Origin of the sequence: Flavobacterium cupreum (assembly GCF_003996965.1) — a bacterium.
GTDB lineage: Bacteria > Bacteroidota > Bacteroidia > Flavobacteriales > Flavobacteriaceae > Flavobacterium > Flavobacterium cupreum.
In genome coordinates this window covers 244,248-263,793 of sequence record NZ_QWDM01000003.1, presented here as the reverse complement: position 1 = coordinate 263,793, position 19,546 = coordinate 244,248, and the positions used below count along the sequence as shown (strand labels likewise).

19 protein-coding genes are annotated in these 19,546 nt (G+C 36.0%); 13 read left to right on the top strand and 6 right to left on the bottom strand.

Features of this window, described 5'->3' with window-relative positions; all coding sequences use genetic code 11:
- Positions 1 to 85 precede the first annotated feature (85 nt).
- Complete coding sequence (locus D0817_RS05930; protein ID WP_127337485.1) at positions 86 to 1,051, bottom strand: Gfo/Idh/MocA family protein; 966 nt, start codon at positions 1,049 to 1,051, stop codon at positions 86 to 88.
- 143 nt (positions 1,052 to 1,194) lie between these two features.
- Here D0817_RS05930 and D0817_RS05925 point away from each other — a divergent pair, with 143 nt between their 5' ends.
- On the top strand, positions 1,195 to 1,836 hold the full coding sequence (locus D0817_RS05925; protein WP_127337484.1) for a protein-L-isoaspartate(D-aspartate) O-methyltransferase: 642 nt from the start codon (positions 1,195 to 1,197) through the stop codon (positions 1,834 to 1,836).
- A gap of 58 nt (positions 1,837 to 1,894) precedes the next feature.
- On the opposite strand, the gene D0817_RS05920 is transcribed toward D0817_RS05925, so the two are convergent.
- Together D0817_RS05920 and smpB are read right to left on the bottom strand one after the other, a co-directional pair.
- On the bottom strand, positions 1,895 to 2,944 hold the full coding sequence (locus D0817_RS05920) for a Fic family protein (protein ID WP_127337483.1): 1,050 nt from the start codon (positions 2,942 to 2,944) through the stop codon (positions 1,895 to 1,897).
- Between the two features lie 125 nt (positions 2,945 to 3,069).
- Positions 3,070 to 3,525, bottom strand: coding sequence for an SsrA-binding protein SmpB (smpB, locus tag D0817_RS05915; protein WP_047776350.1), 456 nt, complete (start codon positions 3,523 to 3,525; stop codon positions 3,070 to 3,072).
- Between the two features lie 138 nt (positions 3,526 to 3,663).
- Here smpB and D0817_RS05910 point away from each other — a divergent pair, with 138 nt between their 5' ends.
- Positions 3,664 to 4,302: a putative outer membrane beta-barrel protein gene (locus D0817_RS05910; RefSeq protein ID WP_127337482.1), complete on the top strand. Its 639-nt coding sequence runs from the start codon at positions 3,664 to 3,666 to the stop codon at positions 4,300 to 4,302.
- Between the two features lie 102 nt (positions 4,303 to 4,404).
- Complete coding sequence (locus D0817_RS05905; protein ID WP_127337481.1) at positions 4,405 to 4,632, top strand: VF530 family protein; 228 nt, start codon at positions 4,405 to 4,407, stop codon at positions 4,630 to 4,632.
- Here the strand turns inward: D0817_RS05905 and D0817_RS05900 are convergent.
- The 3 genes from D0817_RS05900 to D0817_RS05890 form a co-directional block, all read right to left on the bottom strand.
- Positions 4,629 to 5,186, bottom strand: a complete 558-nt coding sequence (locus D0817_RS05900; RefSeq protein ID WP_127337480.1) for a DUF3575 domain-containing protein — start codon at positions 5,184 to 5,186, stop codon at positions 4,629 to 4,631. The two genes, D0817_RS05905 and D0817_RS05900, sit on opposite strands and share 4 nt — an antisense overlap.
- A gap of 133 nt (positions 5,187 to 5,319) precedes the next feature.
- Positions 5,320 to 5,868, bottom strand: coding sequence for a GNAT family N-acetyltransferase (locus D0817_RS05895; protein ID WP_127337479.1), 549 nt, complete (start codon positions 5,866 to 5,868; stop codon positions 5,320 to 5,322).
- A gap of 5 nt (positions 5,869 to 5,873) precedes the next feature.
- Positions 5,874 to 6,728: an aldose 1-epimerase family protein gene (locus tag D0817_RS05890; RefSeq protein WP_127337478.1), complete on the bottom strand. Its 855-nt coding sequence runs from the start codon at positions 6,726 to 6,728 to the stop codon at positions 5,874 to 5,876.
- A gap of 185 nt (positions 6,729 to 6,913) precedes the next feature.
- Between D0817_RS05890 and D0817_RS05885 the strand changes: the two genes are divergently transcribed.
- From D0817_RS05885 to D0817_RS05840, 10 genes are all read left to right on the top strand, one after another.
- The gene (locus D0817_RS05885; protein WP_127337477.1) at positions 6,914 to 9,184 is read left to right on the top strand and encodes a M1 family metallopeptidase; all 2,271 of its coding nucleotides are present in this window, start codon (positions 6,914 to 6,916) and stop codon (positions 9,182 to 9,184) included.
- A 597-nt stretch (positions 9,185 to 9,781) separates the two neighbouring features.
- A complete protein-coding gene (locus tag D0817_RS05880; protein ID WP_127337476.1) occupies positions 9,782 to 10,423 on the top strand; it encodes a GNAT family N-acetyltransferase in 642 nt (213 codons plus the stop codon).
- A 65-nt stretch (positions 10,424 to 10,488) separates the two neighbouring features.
- Entirely contained in the window at positions 10,489 to 11,682 is a 1,194-nt protein-coding gene (locus D0817_RS05875) for an argininosuccinate synthase (RefSeq protein WP_127337475.1), read from the top strand.
- Entirely contained in the window at positions 11,675 to 12,652 is a 978-nt protein-coding gene (gene argC / locus D0817_RS05870; protein WP_127337474.1) for an N-acetyl-gamma-glutamyl-phosphate reductase, read from the top strand. The genes D0817_RS05875 and argC overlap by 8 nt, the downstream gene beginning before the upstream one ends.
- Before the next feature lie 90 nt (positions 12,653 to 12,742).
- The gene (locus D0817_RS05865; protein WP_127337473.1) at positions 12,743 to 13,882 is read left to right on the top strand and encodes an aspartate aminotransferase family protein; all 1,140 of its coding nucleotides are present in this window, start codon (positions 12,743 to 12,745) and stop codon (positions 13,880 to 13,882) included.
- A gap of 80 nt (positions 13,883 to 13,962) precedes the next feature.
- The gene (locus D0817_RS05860) at positions 13,963 to 15,156 is read left to right on the top strand and encodes a glutamate-5-semialdehyde dehydrogenase (RefSeq protein WP_127337472.1); all 1,194 of its coding nucleotides are present in this window, start codon (positions 13,963 to 13,965) and stop codon (positions 15,154 to 15,156) included.
- Positions 15,157 to 15,385: 229 nt separating this feature from the next.
- Positions 15,386 to 16,147 carry a glutamate 5-kinase gene (gene proB / locus D0817_RS05855; RefSeq protein WP_127337471.1) on the top strand — a complete coding sequence of 254 codons (762 nt, stop codon included), beginning with the start codon at positions 15,386 to 15,388 and terminating at the stop codon, positions 16,145 to 16,147.
- Positions 16,148 to 16,231: 84 nt separating this feature from the next.
- A complete protein-coding gene (locus D0817_RS05850; RefSeq protein WP_127337470.1) occupies positions 16,232 to 17,179 on the top strand; it encodes an N-acetylornithine carbamoyltransferase in 948 nt (315 codons plus the stop codon).
- 98 nt (positions 17,180 to 17,277) lie between these two features.
- Complete coding sequence (gene argB / locus D0817_RS05845; protein ID WP_127337469.1) at positions 17,278 to 18,048, top strand: acetylglutamate kinase; 771 nt, start codon at positions 17,278 to 17,280, stop codon at positions 18,046 to 18,048.
- A 213-nt stretch (positions 18,049 to 18,261) separates the two neighbouring features.
- Entirely contained in the window at positions 18,262 to 19,332 is a 1,071-nt protein-coding gene (locus D0817_RS05840; protein ID WP_127337468.1) for a M20 family metallo-hydrolase, read from the top strand.
- Positions 19,333 to 19,546: the final 214 nt, after the last annotated feature.

The window sequence follows — 19,546 nt, the reverse complement described above, 5'->3', positions numbered from 1 at the left end:
TTTGGTATTTAAATTTTAAAAGTTAAGGTTTAAAGCGGGTTTTGGGCCAACTTTAAACCTTAAAAAATAAGAGTTATATTTTGTGTTATTTTTCGAAACAATCAATAATCTGATAAGCTACACGTAAAGCGTCAGTAGCCTGTTCCAGTGTTACAACTGGTGTAGTATCAGTACTAATTGCGTGTGCAAATGATTCCAATTCATCTAAAATAGCATTGTTTTGTTCTACATCAGGATTGGTGAAATAGATTTGTTTTTTAACGCCTTCGGCATTTTGCAGGATCATATCAAAATCTCCCGGAACTTCAGGAGCATCTTTCATGCGGACTACTTCACATTTTTTCTCTAAGAAATCAACGGAAATGTAGGCATCTCTTTGGAAGAACCGGGTTTTACGCATGTTTTTCATCGAAATTCTGCTTGCCGTCAAATTGGCTACGCATCCATTTTCGAATTCAATTCTGGCATTCGCAATATCCGGGGTTTCACTAATTACAGAAACACCGCTCGCATTAATGTTTTTGACTTTTGAATTTACAACACTTAAGATCGCGTCGATATCGTGAATCATCAAATCTAAAACTACAGGAACATCAGTACCACGCGGATTAAATTCAGCCAGACGATGTGTTTCTATAAACATCGGGTTTTCGATCATATTTTTGGTCGCAATAAAAGCGGGATTAAAACGCTCGACATGACCTACCTGGCCTTTTACATTGTATTCTTTGGCTAAAGCAATAATTTCTTCGGCTTCATCAACCGTATTGGCAATAGGTTTTTCTATAAAAATATGTTTTCCGGATTTGATCGCCACCTTTGCACATTTATAATGTGAAAGCGTAGGCGTTACAATATCGATTACATCAACAGCGTGAATTAATTTTGCGATAGTGCTGAAGTTTTTATAGCCAAATTCTTTTGAAATTCTTTCGGCATTTTCCTGATTTTCGTCGTAAAATCCAACTAATTCATATTTGTCAGATTGTTGTAATAAACGTAAATGTATTTTACCAAGATGACCAGCACCTAAAACTCCCACTTTTAACATGATAATGTATTTTAAACAAAAATATAATTTATTTGTTGAAAGTAAAAGTTAATGCATTAAAGATTTAGCGATTTAATAATTAAAAATCAATATTTGATTTACTATTAAGTTTATTAATTTTACCAAAATAAAATAAATCAATTTTGAAAGATACTGCCAAACATCAAGGACTTCGTAATCAATTAGTAAGCACTTTAGAACAAAAAGGAATTACTGACAGAGCCGTTCTGGATGCGATAAAAAAAATCCCGAGACACCTTTTTCTTAACTCCAGTTTTGAAGACTATGCTTATCAGGATAAGGCATTTCCTATCGGGGCCGGACAAACTATTTCGCAACCTTATACGGTAGCTTTTCAATCACAGTTGTTAGAAGTTAAAAAAGACCATAAAATTCTTGAAATTGGCACCGGTTCCGGGTATCAGACGGCAGTTTTGTTTATGCTTGGAGCCAAAGTTTACAGTGTTGAAAGGCAGAATGAATTGTTTAAAGCGACTTCAAATTTATTCCCGAAATTAAACATTCGTCCAAAACATCTTTCTTTTGGAGATGGATATAAAGGATTACCGAATCATGCTCCTTTTGACAGTATTATTGTTACGGCAGGGGCTCCTTTTATCCCGCAGCCCCTTATGGCACAGTTGAAAATAGGAGGAAGACTTGTGATTCCGCTAGGGGAGGACGTTCAGATTATGACTTTGCTAATACGCAAAAATGAAACTCAGTTTGAAAAACATGAGTTTGGAGAATTTCGGTTTGTTCCTTTACTCGAAGATAAAAATTAGATTCTATAAACAAAAAAAAAACACTAATCTACATGATGTAAATTAGTGTTTTTTTGTTTTATTGAGCAATGATACCAATATATCTCTCTAAGTTTTCTTTTTCTATCTGAGCAATAAAAAGTAAAAAATCTTCTTTATTGTTTTTGGTTTGAGCCGTTTCTAAACTTTGATAATATTGCATTCGGCTATCATAATCGCCTTTTATATTGGCAATGATATAACCTTTTTGCAATAAAATTAAATTCATAACCAAACGGGAAGTCCGCCCATTTCCATCGATGAAAGGATGAATAGTAACAAGACGTTCATGCATTTCAGCTGCCAGAATAACAGGATGCAATTTGTTTTTATTGATTTCATACCAAATAAAATAATCTTCCATTGCTTTGCTGACCATATAGGGTTGCGGCGGCATATGGGAGCTCCCTTTTATCATAACCTGAACCTTTCTGTAACGACCAGCGTCTTCCGGGATGATACCACGAAGAATTAAATTATGAATGGACAAAAGATCACGTTCGTTTAAGGTAACGTTTCTCTGCATCAAATCCTTAATAAACCCAATGGCTTCCTGATGATTAATCGCTTCCAGGTGTTCCCGCATGCTTTTGCCGGAAATAGTTAAACCTTCGTTGATGACCATATCAGTTTCACGCAAAGTCATCGTATTTCCTTCAATTCGATTGCTTTCAAATGTATACTCTAATTCAAGAGCCTGAGTAATTCTGTAACTGTCAAATTGACGATAATTATCTAGTTTTGCTTTTAAAAGATCTATCTCTTTTAAAAGATTTTCCAAAGTGGCAGAGATTTTTAATTTTGAAACCGTTCTATTGTATTTAATTTCCTGCTCGGCTACCATTAAAGCTTTTAAGGCAAACTCATCATCGCCAATTTCATAAAGAATCTTTTCCTTCAGCCAGGCGATCATCAAAGTTTCATAATCGATTTCTAATAATTTGGATAATTTTGAAATCTGATCTTTTGTTGGTTTTCTTGTCCCTGATTCAAATTTGCTTATTAAAGCCTGATCAATGCCAAGAATTTGTGCCACTTCACGAGTTTTTAAGCCTTTTTGCTCTCTTGCATTTTTAAGAAGTGTTTTCATCTTTTATCATGTTTGTAATTGTCTTGACAAATTTAGTCATTTTTATTCGATAAAAAAAAATAACATCAAAAAGACATTATTTTTTTTAAACTAATTAATTTTAGTTTAGAAAGAAAGATAATGTCTTAATTATAAGCTTTCTTAATTCGGTCCAGGTCACGTTTAGTATCCTGTTCTTTAAGGGATTCGCGTTTGTCGTAGTTTTTCTTCCCTTTGCAAAGGCCGATTTGCAGTTTGGCCAGTCCTTTTTCGTTAGTGAATAATTTCAAAGGAACAATCGTCAATCCTTTTGCCTGAACATTTTTATGAAGTGTTTTTAATTCTTTTTTGTTTAAAAGTAATTTTCTCTCGCTTCTGGATTTATGGTTGAACTGATTTCCAAACGTATATTCTTCTATGTAGGTATTGATAGCAAAAAGTTCTATGCCACTGAATTCACAAAAACTTTCGGTAATATTTGCTTTTCCCAGACGGATAGATTTGATTTCGGTTCCGGATAAAACAATTCCGGCAGTATAGGTATCGATTATCTCGTAATCGAAACGCGCCCTTTTATTAAGTATATTGACTGATTTTAACATAGATGCAAAGGTAAAATAAAAATGAAAAACTTTGAGGAAATTAAAGATAATTAAATTTTTTTTAATCTATGACTTTAATCAGTTTCCGAGAAAAACCTTACGATTAAGTTTGTTCTGTAATTTAAAATAAACTTTATCATGAAAAAAATTGTAGCACTGATTAGTATCGCGTTAATTGGTTTGACAGCAAAAGCACAGGAAGTAAATCAGGGATTAAAAGGAGCGTGGTTTGCCACCTCTCAATTTGGTTACCAGCAAACAAAAACAGCAGATGTAAAAAATACCAATTTATCGGTACTGCCAATTGTGGGGACATTTGTTACCCCTTCTGTTGCTGTAGGAGCTGGTTTCGGTTATATTAACATAAAAGCAGATTCGGACAAAGGAACTGCTGCAAAAACTGATTTGATAGTTATTGAACCATTGGCAAGAAAATATTGGAATGTTGCAGGTTCACTGTATTTCTTCGGTCAGCTGGCAGCACCGGTTATCACAGGAAAAGAAAAACAAAGCGACTTAAAGGTTACACAATTCGGGTTAGCATTATCCGGAGGATTCGATTATTTCGTAACTAAAAATTTCTCTGTGGAATTCTCTTATGACCTGGCTAATTTCACTTCAACAACCCTGGATCCAAAAACAGGAGAGAAAACCACAGTAACCAATTTTGGATTAGCGCACGTTGCCAGTGTTGATCCGTTTTATAATAGCGCTTTGGGCGGAAGCAGCCCTAACCTTACATCGCCACTTTCTTTTGGATTTAAATTTATATTCTAATTGTTAAGGGATGATATTGGTTCCAATTTGCTAATTTTGTAAAAAAAGAAAGACCGTGCTTTTTTAGAGTACGGTCTTTTTAGTATTATTTAAAAATATAAGATGGAAAATCATTCTAAAGATCCTTTGCATGGAATTACACTAAAAACTATAGTCGAAAAATTAGCAGATCACTATGGTTTTGATACTCTGGCAGAATTGATTCCTGTAAAATGTTTTACTTCAAATCCGAGTGTCAAATCGAGTCTTACTTTTTTAAGAAAAACAGATTGGGCACGAAAAAAAGTAGAAGATTTATATATAAAATCAATCCCGAAGTTCAGGAATTAATTTAACTTGTAAGAAAGCATCACGCCTCCGCGGTAAGGAAGCCATTCACCACTTTTGTTCCAGTTTTGAGCTTTTTCATATCTGCCAGGAGTTCCGTCATTGTAGTATCCGTGATAAAATCCCTGATGCCATCCGCCTCCGGCAAAAATATCCAGTAGGAATTTATCATTCAGTTTGATGTTGTATCCAACCGTAACTCCCATTCGGTATCCAAAACCGTGTTCGTATTTATTGGTTTCAAAATAATTCCATTTTTGAAGTTCATAAATGTCCGGTCCTATATGTCCACCCACATAGAATCCATTGTATTTTTCTTTAAAATGATAACGAACTTCAGGAGTCAGGGTATAAAATTTCATTGGGTTATGCCCGTCAAAGGAATCCCAAAAAGAAGCCATAACATCAACACTAAAGGTCGTCTTTTCGCCAATACTGGTTTCAATACCTATATTTGGTATCAGAACGACAGCCGTAGCAGCATTAAATTTTAAATACGTCTGACTTTGCGACTGAATTGATAAGAAAAGAACAAACAGAATTAAGGCTTTTTTCATAAATTGATTTTTCAGGAGTAAAATAAGCTTCAATTGCTTATTTCGCGTGCAAATATAACGCAATACCATAGCAGACTGTTGTGTAAAAAATAATTTTAACAGGTTTTATTCACTGGATATTTTTTACAATAAGTTATTTGTCTAGTAATGAATAAATTACTTTGTCCAGAAATACGCCTTGGTAAAACTCTGCTTCTTTCAGATGCGCTTCTTTAACAAAACCACATTTTTGCAAAACCTTTTCTGAAGCAAAATTCTCAGGATCAATAACAGCTTCAATAGAATGTAGCTTTAAATCATCAAAGCCGTAACGGATTAATCTGTTTACAGCTTCGGGAATGATTCCTTTTCCATGAAATTCAGGTGATAGCATATAACCGATTTCAGCGCGGTAATTTTCAGGCTGCATTCTGTAGAAGCCAATTATTCCAAGCAATTTCGGGTTATCTTTTAATGTAATTCCCCAGTTTATTCCAACATTCGTCACAATTTTTTCTTCAATCATTGCAATATGTTCAAGCGCATCTTCAGTAGATTTTACTAAAGGTCTCGGGATATATTTCATTGTTTCGGGATTCGAACGTAATTCGAAAACTTCGTCTACATCATCATTAGTAATTCTTTTTAAAAGTAAACGTTCCGTCTCTATGATTGGAAATGGTGTAAAATTAAATTCTAACATGTTTTTTATTGTAAAATTTGGATACTGAATTTCGAATCGAATGTTTGATTTGCCTCTAAAACCACAATTCCTTCTTTTTGGAATAAATCACCGGAGTTTCCGGCTGTATCAGAATAGCCAAACCAGGGTTCGATACAGACAAACGGAGCCTGTTCTTTGGTCCAGATCCCTAAACTTGGAAAATCTTTAAAATGAACCTTAACATAAGGGATATTGTTTTCAAGAATAGTAATAGAATTAGATGCCAGTGTTTTAAATACCAAAGCATCATTTTCGAATAGCTTATACCTTAAATGAACGACATTAGCTGTCTTTTCGAGTACCTCAGTCCGGTCGGAGATTAAATCATTTTCAAGAAGATTATACTTTAACAGTTCCTCTTTTTCAAACTTAAACGAATATTTTTCAAAAGCACCCGGTAAAGCAATTGCAGGATGAGCCCCTATGGAGAACGGAAGAGGATGATTCCCTTTATTGATTACTTTATAACCAATAGTCAGTTCTTTTTCTTCTAAAGTATATATGAGTTGTAATTCAAATTCAAAAGGATATTTTTGAAGGGTTTCGGTGTTTGATTGTAACGAAAAAACAGCGCTGTTCTCTGTTTGAGCTATTAATTCAAATTCCATATCACGCGCAAAACCGTGTCTTGGCAGCTGATATTCTTTGCCACTAATAGTATAGGTATTGTTTTTTAAGGTTCCTACAATAGGAAAAAGCACCGGAGAGTGTTTAGCCCAAAAAGCAGGATTGCCTTCCCAGATATATTCGTTATTCTGATGGTCTGTTATCGAAAATAGTTCTGCCCCGGCCTGTTTTATCGAAGCTTTTAAACTTGAATTTGAGATGGTTGTATTCAAAATAGTAAAATTGAAATAAGTTAGTTTTAATTAAATGTAAATATATTTTATAAAATTTATTTTTTTTGGAAAATGGCTGAAATTATTTTTTTGATAAAATTTTGCTAAAATTAAATATAAGCTTTGGTTTTTCTCTGTATATAGCTTTTTTTTTCATTAATTTGCTACATAAACAGCTAAAAAATATGAAAAAGCATTCCTCAAAAGCCTTATTGACCATGGCTTTATTTGTTGGGATTTCTTCTGTTTGGGCGCAACAAACGCCAGCTACAACAGCAGCAAATCCAGTTAATAATTACAATTACCATGATGCATTCGCTCCGCATTTTTATACCAAAAATGGTACACCAACCCGTTCTGCAAGCGGTCAGCCGGGCGTTGAGTACTGGCAGAACAGGGCAGACTATCAATTAACGGTAAAATTAAACGGTACTACAAATGAACTTGTAGGTACAGATGAGATTACTTATACGAATAACAGTCCTGATAAACTGTCTTTTCTTTGGCTGAATTTAGACCAGAATTTATTCAAAGAAGATTCAAGAGGAAACGCTGTTGTACCTTTAACAGGAAGCCGTAATGGTGCCCAGGGACAGGTTTTTGACGGTGGAAATAAAATTAAATCAGTAAAAGTAATTTCCACAGGAAAGGATAAAACGGAGACTGTTGCAAAATATATCATTACAGATACCAGAATGCAAATTTTCCTTCCTAAAGAACTGGCTTCAAAAGGAGGAGCTATAAAAATTAAAATAGAATATTCATTCATTGCTCCCTTTGAAGGATCAGACAGAATGGGGGTTTTAGAAACTAAAAACGGTAAAATATTTACCATTGCACAATGGTACCCGCGTATGTGTGTATATGATGACGTGAGAGGCTGGAATACCGCACCTTATTTAGGAGCTTCTGAGTTTTATCTGGAGTACGGTGATTTTGATGTAAAAATTACAGCACCTGCCAATCATTATGTAGTAGCATCCGGAGCGTTGTTAAATGGTGCTGCAGTACTTTCCGCAGAGCAATTGAAACGTTACAAAGAAGCTGAACAAAGTGATAAAACAGTTATAATCCGTTCTGCTGAAGAAGTTGCTGCCACGGCAAATACAAATGCAACGGCTGAAAAAACATGGCACTATCAAATTAAAAATGCACGTGATTTCTCCTGGGCATCCTCTCCGGCTTTTATTTTAGACGGAGCGAAAATAAACTTGCCAAGTGGTAAAAAATCATTGGCATTATCAGCTTATCCTGTAGAAAGTGCCGGAAATGATGCTTATGGACGTTCAACAGAATATGTAAAATCTTCAATTGAACATTATTCTAAAAGATGGTTTGAATATCCTTATCCAGCCGCTACAAACGTAGCAGGAAATGAAGGAGGAATGGAATATCCCGGAATTGTTTTCTGCGGATGGAAATCTAAAGGAGATGATTTGTGGGGAGTTACAGATCACGAGTTCGGACATATTTGGTTTCCTATGATTGTAGGATCAAATGAGCGTTTATTTGCCTGGATGGACGAAGGATTCAATACCTTTATCAACTCTGTAAGTTCTGTTGATTTTAACAACGGGGAATACAAGCAAAAAGCTTCCGATTTACATCAGGATGCAGAAGGCTTAACGAGTCCGACACTGGAAACGATCATGAGTTCTCCGGATAATATGAAGGAAGCTAATATTGGTACTTTGTGTTATTTCAAGCCAAGTGCCGGATTAACGATTTTAAGAGAACAAGTTCTTGGAGAAGAACGTTTCGATAAAGCATTGCGTACTTATGTAGAGCGCTGGGCTTTTAAACATCCGACTCCTGATGACTTTTTCAGAACAATTGAAAATGTCGCCGGTGAGGATCTAAGCTGGTTCTGGAGAAGCTGGTTCGTAAACAACTGGCGTTTTGATCAGGGTGTTAATTCCGTTAAATATGTAAAAAATGATCCTGCGAAAGGAACTGTAATTACAGTCGAAAATTTTGACAAAATGCCAATGCCAATTGTTTTGGATGTGAAAACAAAAAGCGGAAAAGTAACGAGAGTTAAGTTACCGGTTGAAATCTGGCAACGTAATAATAACTGGTCATTCAAACATAATTCTACCGAAGAAATCGAAAGTATAACGCTGGATCCTGACCATGTTTTCCCGGATTATAACGAAAGTAACAATGTCTGGACAGCAGGAAAAGGTTTGCTGGAAAAAGATATTATTCTGGACGGATATATTGGAACTTATTCCACAGCAAAAGCACCTTTGAAAATTGAAATCACAGAGAAAAACAGTGTTCTGAATGTAGAAATAACAAATTTCCCTAAGTTTTCTGTTGAACCGGTTGCAAACGAAAAAGATACTTTTCAATCCAAACGAGCTGGTCTGAAATTTAAATTTAACGAAGCTAAAACGGGTCTCGATATGATTATTTTAGGAAATGGTCAGGTAATTCCGTTTACTAAGAATTAAGCTGTAAATTACAAATAGTTAAAACCCGGTAGTGACTTTGTTGCTATCGGGTTTTTTTGTTTCAGTTTTCAAGTCACAGTCTTCAGTCACAGTCTTCAGTCTCAGTCTCGGTTTGCAGTATTGACCCGCACAATCCTTTCAGGCCAACAAATAAACTCAGCACCTTAGTACCTTACCATCTTAACACCTTCAAAAAAAAATCACATTACCATAAAAAAATGTTAGAATTTTATTTTTTTGTTTTGTGAATAAAAAAATAGTGTACTTTTGCCCCGATGAATAAAATAAGTTTACATACAACTTCTTTGTCACGGACAAACTCACCTGGTACTTCTCCCGAAGTACGGATGCTATCTCTATAGTATTCACTGAGTTTTTCGCCGCGTATTTATTTATATTCATTTTCTATTTTGAAATCACATCATTTGTCCACTGGACAAACATATCCTGAAAGCACATATTGTTTTAATCTCTTCCATGATCAACTTTTTGATTTAGAGTATGTTACTTTTGTTTTGCTTAACTTTATTGGATTGATTTTTAGATTTCAGACGAAACAATACGTTTTAATTTTTAACTCTAACTTCAACTATTGAAATGAAGATCTCTATTGTTGTAACTCAGGAAGAACACTTTAAGTATGCGCAGGAAATTTGCGATACAATAGAATCATCGGCCTTGCTAAGAGGTACGGGGATTGCTAAAAGAACTCCCGAATACATTCAGAAAAAAATGTCGAATGGTGATGCGATGATTGCTCTGGCAGATGGAAAATTTGCAGGTTTTTGTTATATCGAAAGCTGGCAGCACGGAAAATTTGTAGCACATTCGGGGTTAATTGTACATCCGGATTACAGAAGTTTAGGTTTAGCCAAAAAGATAAAATCAAAAGTTTTTGATTATTCGCTGGAAAGATATCCTGATGCCAAAATATTTGGAATCACTACCGGTTTGGCAGTAATGAAAATCAACTCTGATTTAGGATATAAACCGGTTCCTTTCTCTGAACTTACCACTGATCCGAGTTTTTGGTCGGGCTGTAAAACCTGCACCAATTATGAAATCCTGAAAAGCAAAGAAAACAAAATGTGTCTTTGCACCGGAATGCTGTACGATCCGAAAGAAAAACAAAAAGATCCGCCAAGACATCCTTTCAATGAGGCCGTTCTGAACCGGTTAAGAAAGATAAAACAAGCCTTATTCTTAAATAAAATTCTGTCTTTTATTTTATTGCCCTAAGAATATCCATAAAAAAGAAATCTCAAACTTGCTATATACGAAAGTATTAGCCTAAATTATAAAAAATGAAAAAAGTTGTATTAGCTTATAGTGGAGGATTAGATACCTCGTATTGTTTGAAATATTTAAAAAACGAAAAAGGATACGAAGTTCATACCGTACTTGTAGATACAGGCGGATTTGATGCTGAAGAATTGGAAGCAATTGAAAAAAGAGCCTACGAATTAGGAAGTGCACAACACGCCAACCTGACAATTGTAGATAAATATTACGATAAAGCCATAAAATATTTGATTTTCGGAAATGTATTAAAAAACAATACGTATCCGTTATCAGTAAGTGCAGAGCGTGTTTTTCAGGCTATTGAAGCCATAAAATATGCTAAAAAAGTGGGAGCAAGCGCCATCGCACACGGAAGTACAGGTGCAGGAAATGATCAGATTCGTTTTGATTTGATTTTCCAGACCATTGCTCCTGAAATTGAAATCATTACACCAATTAGAGATTTGAAACTTTCAAGACAGGAAGAAGTGGATTATTTGTCTAAAAACGACGTTCATTACTCTTGGGAAAAAGCACAATATTCAATCAATAAAGGACTTTGGGGAACCAGTGTTGGAGGAAAAGAAACGCTAACTTCCAGCCAGCCATTACCTGGTGACGCTTATCCTTCGCAATTGCAAAAAGAAGGAGAAGAAAAAGTAAGATTACATTTTGAACAAGGAGAATTAGTGGGTTTAAACGGTCAGTTTGATAAACCATCCAATAACATTGTGGCTCTTGAAAAATTAGCCAATACTTTTGCTATTGGAAGGGATATTCACGTAGGTGACACGATTATCGGAATTAAAGGAAGAGTTGGTTTTGAAGCTGCAGCGCCCTTAATTATCATCAAAGCACACCATTTATTAGAGAAACATACTTTAGGAAAATGGCAGCAATACTGGAAAGAGCAGCTGGGGAACTGGTACGGAATGTTATTCCACGAAGGTCAGTTTTTAGATCCTGTGATGAGAAACATCGAAACTTTCCTGCAGGACACACAAAAAACGGTAAATGGTGTGGTAACTGTTTCACTAAAACCCTATCATTTTTCGCTTGACGGAATTGAATCTGATAATGATTTAATGAATACCGGTTTTGGTCAGTACGGCGAAATGAACAATGCCTGGACGTCTGACGATGCAAAGGGATTTATTAAGATTTTAGGAAATGCCCAAAATATATTTTCATCTGTAAATCATTTAGATCATGATTAATGTCGGAATCATTGGTGGTTCGGGCTATACGGCCGGAGAACTCATCAGAATATTAATGTATCATCCCAATGTAAAAATTGATTTTGTTTACAGTACCACAAATGCGGGAAAACCACTTTCTGTGGCGCACCATGATTTGATGGGAGATATCGAAATGAATTTTACAGATGTGATAAATCCGGATGTAAACGTCGTTTTTTTATGTCTTGGCCACGGAAAATCCATTTCGTTTTTACAGGAAAATCAATTTGCTGGTCATACCAAAATTATTGATTTAGGAAATGATTTCAGATTAAATAAGGATGCTCATTTTGAAGGAAAAGATTTTATCTACGGCTTGCCGGAATTGAATAAATCAGACATTAAAAAAGCGAATTATATTGCAAATCCGGGTTGTTTTGCCACAGCGATCCAATTGGCATTATTGCCTTTGGCGAAAAACAATCTGCTAAACAATGATGTTCATATTAATGCAACAACCGGAAGTACCGGTGCTGGAGTAGGACTTTCCGATACTTCTCATTTTAGCTGGAGAAATAATAATATGTCGCATTATAAAGCTTTTGAACACCAACATTTGGGAGAAATCTCAGAAAGTTTAGTTCAGTTGCAGGATGATTTCGAAAGTGATTTGCTTTTCATTCCCAACCGAGGCGATTTCCCAAGAGGAATTTTCGCCACCTTATATACCCTTTCAGACGATAGCCTTGAACAATTGGTTGCCAAATACGAAGAGTTCTATAAAAACGAACCATTTGTAACCGTTACAACAACCAATATCAATATGAAACAAGTTGTGCAAACCAACAAATGTATCATTAGCTTATTGAAAAAAGGAAACCGGGTTTTAATTACTTCTGTCATTGACAACTTAACCAAAGGTGCCTCGGGACAAGCCATTCAAAATATGAATTTAATGTTCGGATTAGAAGAAACCACAGGTTTACATTTGAAACCAAGCGGATTTTAATAATAGTTTCAAGCTTAAAGTTTCAGGTTTCACGTTCTGTGAGCAACCTGAAACCTGAAACCTGAAACCTGAAACAAAATAAACAAAAAAATGAACTTATTTAACGTATACCCACTATATAATATCACCCCTGTAAAAGCCTTAGACTGCACGATTACAGATGAAAACGGAACAGAATATTTGGATTTATACAGCGGTCATGGTGTGATTTCGATCGGACATACACAGCCTGACTATGTAGCCAAATTGAAAAACCAACTGGATCATTTGGGATTTTATTCGAATGCCATTCAGAATCCCTTGCAGGTAGAATTGGCCCAGAAATTAGGAAAGCTATCCGGATTGGAAGAGTACGAATTATTTTTGTGCAGTTCCGGAGCTGAAGCCAATGAAAATGCTTTGAAATTAGCCTCTTTCCACAATGGAAAATCAAGAGTTGTGGCTTTCGATAATTCTTTCCACGGAAGAACTTCTGCAGCCGTTGCGGTTACCGATAATAAAAAGATTGTTGCACCATTAAATGCGCAGCAAGTTGTTACTTTTTTACCATTAAACCAAATCGAATTAGTTGAAGCTGAATTGGCTAAAGGAGATGTTACAGCAGTAATTATCGAAGGGATTCAGGGCGTTGGAGGTTTAGACGAAGGTACAACTGAATTTTTTCAGTCATTAGAAAAAGCATGTAAAAAACATGATGTCGTTCTGATCTTAGACGAAGTACAATCAGGATACGGAAGAAGCGGAAAATTTTTCGCTTTCCAACATCACGGAATCACTGCTGATATTATTTCGGTAGCCAAAGGAATGGGGAATGGTTTTCCGGTTGGAGCCATCTTAATTGCACCAAAATTCGAAGCAAGTTTCGGATTATTAGGAACCACTTTCGGCGGAAGCCATTTGTCTTGTGCCGCAGGAATTGCAGTTCTGGATGTAATCGAAAAACTGGATTTACAGAAAAATGTAAATGAAGTGTCGGCTTATTTCGCAGAACAGATCAAACAAGTTCCGGGAATCAAAAAGGTAAAAGGAAAAGGGCTGATGCTGGGAATTGAATTTGATTTTGATGTTGCGGCTTTGAGGAAGAAATTAATTATAGAGAAACATATTTTTACAGGAAGTGCCAACAATAAAAACCTGTTGAGAATTTTACCTCCATTGACAGTCAAAAAAGCAGATATTGATACGTTTATTGTAGCCTTAAAAGAAAGTTTAAAAGAACTTCAAAACTAAGTTTACCATATACTGTTAATTCGTTTAATCGGTTAAACAATTAACGATTAAACGACTTAACCAATTAAACCAAAAAAAAAATGAATCTATTATCAATTGAAAAGCGAAATCTGGTTTTGCGGTCTATGGTAAAGCTGGTCGGGCAGGAGCGGAGCAGCATAATTCTCACCAATCACGAGGATTTGCAAGCGTACGATGGATCCGATTTAGCGATGGAAGAACGCCTGAAAGTAGATGATAAAAAAGTCGACGAGATGATTTTATCCCTGAATCAGCTGGCTTCCCAGGAAGATCCGGTTGGAGTAGAACGTTTTCATTTTGTGCATGATAATGGAATTAAAGTGATTAATAAAACAGCTGCTTTCGGAACGATACTGATTATTTACGAATCACGTCCCGATGTCACCATTGAGGCAGGTGGAATTGCCTTTAAATCCGGAAATAAGATTTTGTTAAAGGGAGGAAAAGAAGCTTTAAAGTCTAATTTGAAAATTGTTGATTTATGGCATCAGGCCTTAGAAGAAAACGGAATTTCAAAAGACTGGGTGGAGTATCTTAATTATAATCGTACAGAAACTCAGGCTTTTTTAGAAAAACCAACTCAAAAAGTAGATTTAATTGTTCCGAGAGGAGGAGAAAAACTAATTGAATTTGTAAAAGCACACGCCACTTGTCCTGTTATAGTAAGCGGACGCGGGAATAATTTTGTTTACGTTCACGAAAAAGCAGATACAGATTTGGCACTAAAAGTAATTTTGAATGCCAAAACCTCTAAAATTTCGGCCTGCAATGCAGTTGATAAGGTTTTAATAGATTCTAAATTGCCCAACTTTGAAGGTTTTACCGCTATTTTAATAGAAGAATTAAAAGAACACAATGTTGAAGTTATTGTGGATGAATCGTTAAAAACTTTCGAAGATACAGCAACACTTCAAAATGAAGCTATCTGGTATGAAGAATTTCTGGATTATAAAATTGTCATCGGAACCATTGATTCTGAGGAAAAGGCAATCGAAAAAATCAACAAATATTGCGGCGGACATTCGGCTGTAATTATTACCAGAGACGATACAGCAGCACAGGAATTTATGGACGCAGTAGATACCGCTGCCGTTTATCAAAACGCCTCAACCCGTTTTACAGACGGCGGACAATTTGGTTTAGGAGGAGAATTAGCCATAAGCACAGATAAATTGCACCAAAGGGGCCCCATTGGATTACAACATTTGGTTACGAATAAATGGTATGTTTATGGGGATGGGCAAATTAGATAATTTGATAATTGAGATAATTAGATAATTGGATTGTTTATTGGAATTTGGAGTTTCAAATGAGATATTGTAATAATTGGAATTTTATTCAATCTATTGAAATTTGGAATTTTAAAAAATTGGAATTTATTAAAGATTTAGCTTTGCGAACTTAGCGTTTGTAAACACAAACAACATAAAAAAAAACCTTGCGCACTTTGCGGTTAAAAAAAACTGCGGTTAAGACAATAACATGGAAAAAAAGCGGATTTTATTAAAAATAGGAAGTAATACTTTAACCAAGGAAACCAATCATATTTCGCGGGGAAAGATTGAAGATATCGGAATGCAGATTGCTGCGCTCAACAAAGAATACGAGTTTGTAATTGTGAGTTCCGGAGCCATTGCAGCCGCCAGGCAATTTGTAAAACTGGAAAGCAAAGGAAAAGAAATTGCACTAAAACAAGCCCTGGCATCAATAGGTCAGCCCCATTTAATGCGGATTTTCCATGAAAATTTCAGTGATTTGGGATTATTGACTTCACAGTGTTTATTATCGTATTCTGATTTCGAAAAAGACCAGTCGAAAGTAAACATTGTCAATACCATTAACGTTTTGGTGGAAAACAATTATATTCCGATTATTAATGAAAATGATACCGTTGCCACAGATGAGATCCGGTTTGGCGACAACGATAAATTAGCAGCTTTAACGGCAGTCCTTTTAAATGTTGATATTCTGATTATTGCCACGAATACAAACGGAATTTACACCAAGGATTCCATTCACGATGAAAATCCGGAAACCATTAGAATAGTAAATGATTTAAAAGTATTGGAAAAAGAAATCGGAGAGTCAAAATCATCACACGGAACCGGTGGCATGCAGTCCAAAATTGAAGCGGCCGGAATTGCAAAAGCGGCCCATATCGAAACGTGGATCGTCAACGGATTAGATGATAATTTTATTTTAAAAGCATTAAAGGACGAAATTCCGTTCACAAAGATTGTGTAAAATGTTTATTTGTCTAATCGTTAATTCGGTTAATCGATAAAACAAATTAAACAGTTAAACAAATTAACGATAAAACAAAAAATTATGAATTATATTTCAATTCAGGATGTCAACTCCTTATCAAAATGGGTAAGAAGCGCGTTAAAAATCAAGAAGAACCCGCTTAAAAATCAAAGTTTAGGCAGAAATAAAACACTGGGAATGTTATTTTTCAATCCGAGTTTAAGAACACGTCTGAGTACTCAGAAGGCAGCTTTAAACCTGGGAATGAATGTCATGGTCATGAACTTTACCAACGAAGGCTGGACATTGGAATTTGAAGACGGAGCCATAATGAATTCAGGAGCTTCGGAACATATTAAGGAAGCGGCAGAAGTAGTTTCGCAATACTGTGATATTATTGCCATTCGTGCTTTTGCAGGTTTAGAAGATAAAGAAAAAGATTATGCCGAAACGGTTATTTCGGGATTCCTAAAATACGCTACAGTGCCGATCGTAAACATGGAAAGTGCTGTGCGTCATCCGCTTCAGTCCCTGGCAGATGCCATCACGATGGAGGAATACAAGACAGAACACAAACCAAAAGTAGTGCTTTCGTGGGCGCCGCATCCCAAAGCGTTACCTCAGGCAGTAGCGAATTCCTTTGTAGAAATGATGCAGCTGCAAAAAAACATGGATTTTGTGATCACGCATCCGGAAGGCTACGAACTGAGTCCGGAAATTACCAAAGACTGCAAAATCGAATACGACCAAAACAAAGCTTTCGAAAACGCCGATTTTGTGTACGTAAAAAACTGGAGTAATTTTAACGACTACGGAAAAGTAACGAACATTGATCCCGAGTGGACTGTTACCGCCGAGAAAATGGCATTGACCAACAACGGAAAATTCATGCATTGCCTTCCCGTAAGACGTAATGTAATCGTAAGCGACGAAGTGATAGACAGCGAGAATTCAATCGTAATTCAGCAGGCGAATAACAGAACCTATTCGGCACAATTGGTGTTGCAGAAGATTTTAAAGAAGTTATAAATAAGGCACAAAGGTGCAAAGTTGCAAAGGAGCAAAGGTATCAAACCTTTATCAAAACCTTTGAACCTTTGAGCCTCTGGACCTCTGAACCTAAAAAAATGGTAACAGTAATAAAAATAGGCGGAAACATAATTGACAATCCAACCGAATTAGAACATTTTTTAACCGATTTTTCTAAAATTGAAGGCTACAAAGTGTTAGTCCACGGAGGGGGAAAATCCGCTACGAAAATGGCTGAAAGTATTGGTCTTGTTCCGCAAATGATCGAAGGCCGACGTATAACAGACGCTCCGATGCTGGATGTTGTCGTTATGATTTATGCCGGGCAGATCAATAAACATATCGTCGCACAATTGCAGTCGAAAGACAATAACGCCATTGGTTTTTCAGGAGCTGACGGAAATTTAATTCAGTCAACAAAAAGAAATCATCCGACAATTGATTATGGTTTTGTGGGAGATGTTAAGCAGGTAAATACAAAATTGCTGGCGACATTGCTCGAAAACGGAATTGTTCCTGTCTTCTGCGCCATTACACACGACAAAAACGGACAATTACTAAATACAAATGCCGATACAATTGCAAGCGAATTGTCAATCGCTTTGTCTGAAGTTTTTGAGGTTACGTTAACGTACTGTTTTGAAAAACAAGGCGTTTTGCAGGATTCAGAAGACGATTCCTCCGTAATTACAGCGATTAATGAAGAGCTTTACCATAAACTAAAAGCAGAAAAAGTGATCCATTCCGGAATGATTCCCAAATTGGATAATTGTTTCAATAGTCTGGCAAGAGGTGTTCAGAAAATCAAAATCGGACATCACAAAATGCTTCAGAATCCTGATGTTTTGCATACCACTATTACATTATAAAAGGTTGCCACAAATTACACAGATTTCCGCGAATTAAAATTTTTAAAAAATTAGTGCAAATTTGTGTAATTCGTGGCAAAAAAACAGAGCCAGCGAAGACATTTTAAATATTAATTTAAGAAATTTGCGCAAATTAAAATTGTCACACAATTGGTAATAAGAATCAATTAAAAACTTTGTGACTTCGAGCCTTCGTGGCACAGAACATACACTATGAAGAATATAGAAACGCTTACCAAAGAAGCCATACAATTATTAAAAAATCTGATTGAAACCCCTTCATTTTCCAGTGAAGAAGATCAAACAGCACTTTTAATAGAAAATTGGTTCAGTCAAAACGAAATTCCTTTTAAAAGAGAAAACAATAATGTGTGGGCTTTCAATAAATATTTTAACGAAACCAAACCAACACTGTTATTAAATTCTCATCACGATACCGTAAAACCCAATCAGGCGTATACCAACGATCCATTTAAGGCAATCGAAAAAGACGGCAAATTATTCGGTTTAGGAAGCAATGATGCCGGAGGATGTCTGGTTTCGTTACTGGCCACATTCGTGCATTTTTATCACAACGAAAATTTACCTTACAATATAGTAATAGTAGCTTCTGCAGAAGAAGAGAGCAGTGGTAAAAGTGGTTTAAACAGCGTTTTACAGCATTTGCCGGAACTGGATTGCGCCATTGTAGGCGAGCCCACTTTAATGCAGTTGGCTGTTGCCGAAAAAGGATTACTGGTTCTGGATGTAAAAGTAAAGGGAACAGCAAGCCATGCGGCACACCAAAACGACGATAATGCTTTATACAAATCAATTCCCGTAATGGAATGGTTTAAAAATTATAAATTCGACAAGGTATCTGAAGTTCTGGGTCCCGTTAAAATGACCGTAACGCAGATCAGTGCCGGAAAACAGCATAATGTGGTGCCGTCTGAATGTGATCTGGTGGTAGATATCCGGGTAACCGACTGTTACTCCAACACTGAAATCCTTGACGTCGTTAAAGCCAATATTAACGCCGAAGTTACCCCTCGATCAATGCATTTAAATGCTTCATCCATCCCGGTTGCGCACGGCTTAGTTCAGGCCGGAATCGCTTTGGGAAGAACGACTTACGGATCGCCAACGCTTTCAGATCAGTCGGTTTTGAGCTGTCAGTCTTTAAAACTGGGACCCGGGGAAACGCTGCGGTCACATTCGGCAGATGAGTTTATTTTTATCAGTGAAATTGAGGAAGGAGTCGATTTGTACATCAAAATACTAACCGGTTTCTTTAAATTATAATTGTCGTCCTGAGCGAAGTCTAAGGAGTAGGAGCTAATCCCGCTATCCGTTCCAATCTTTTATTTTTTAAAGAAAAAAATAAAAGGATTTTCACTGCTATCGGGGCTACAAAACCAAAAGTATAAACAACGGCATTTAGGAATAATTAGAAAATAAGATCAAAAATCTAATAGTCTAAAGAGTCTAAATATCCAATAATCTAAGAAGTCTAAAA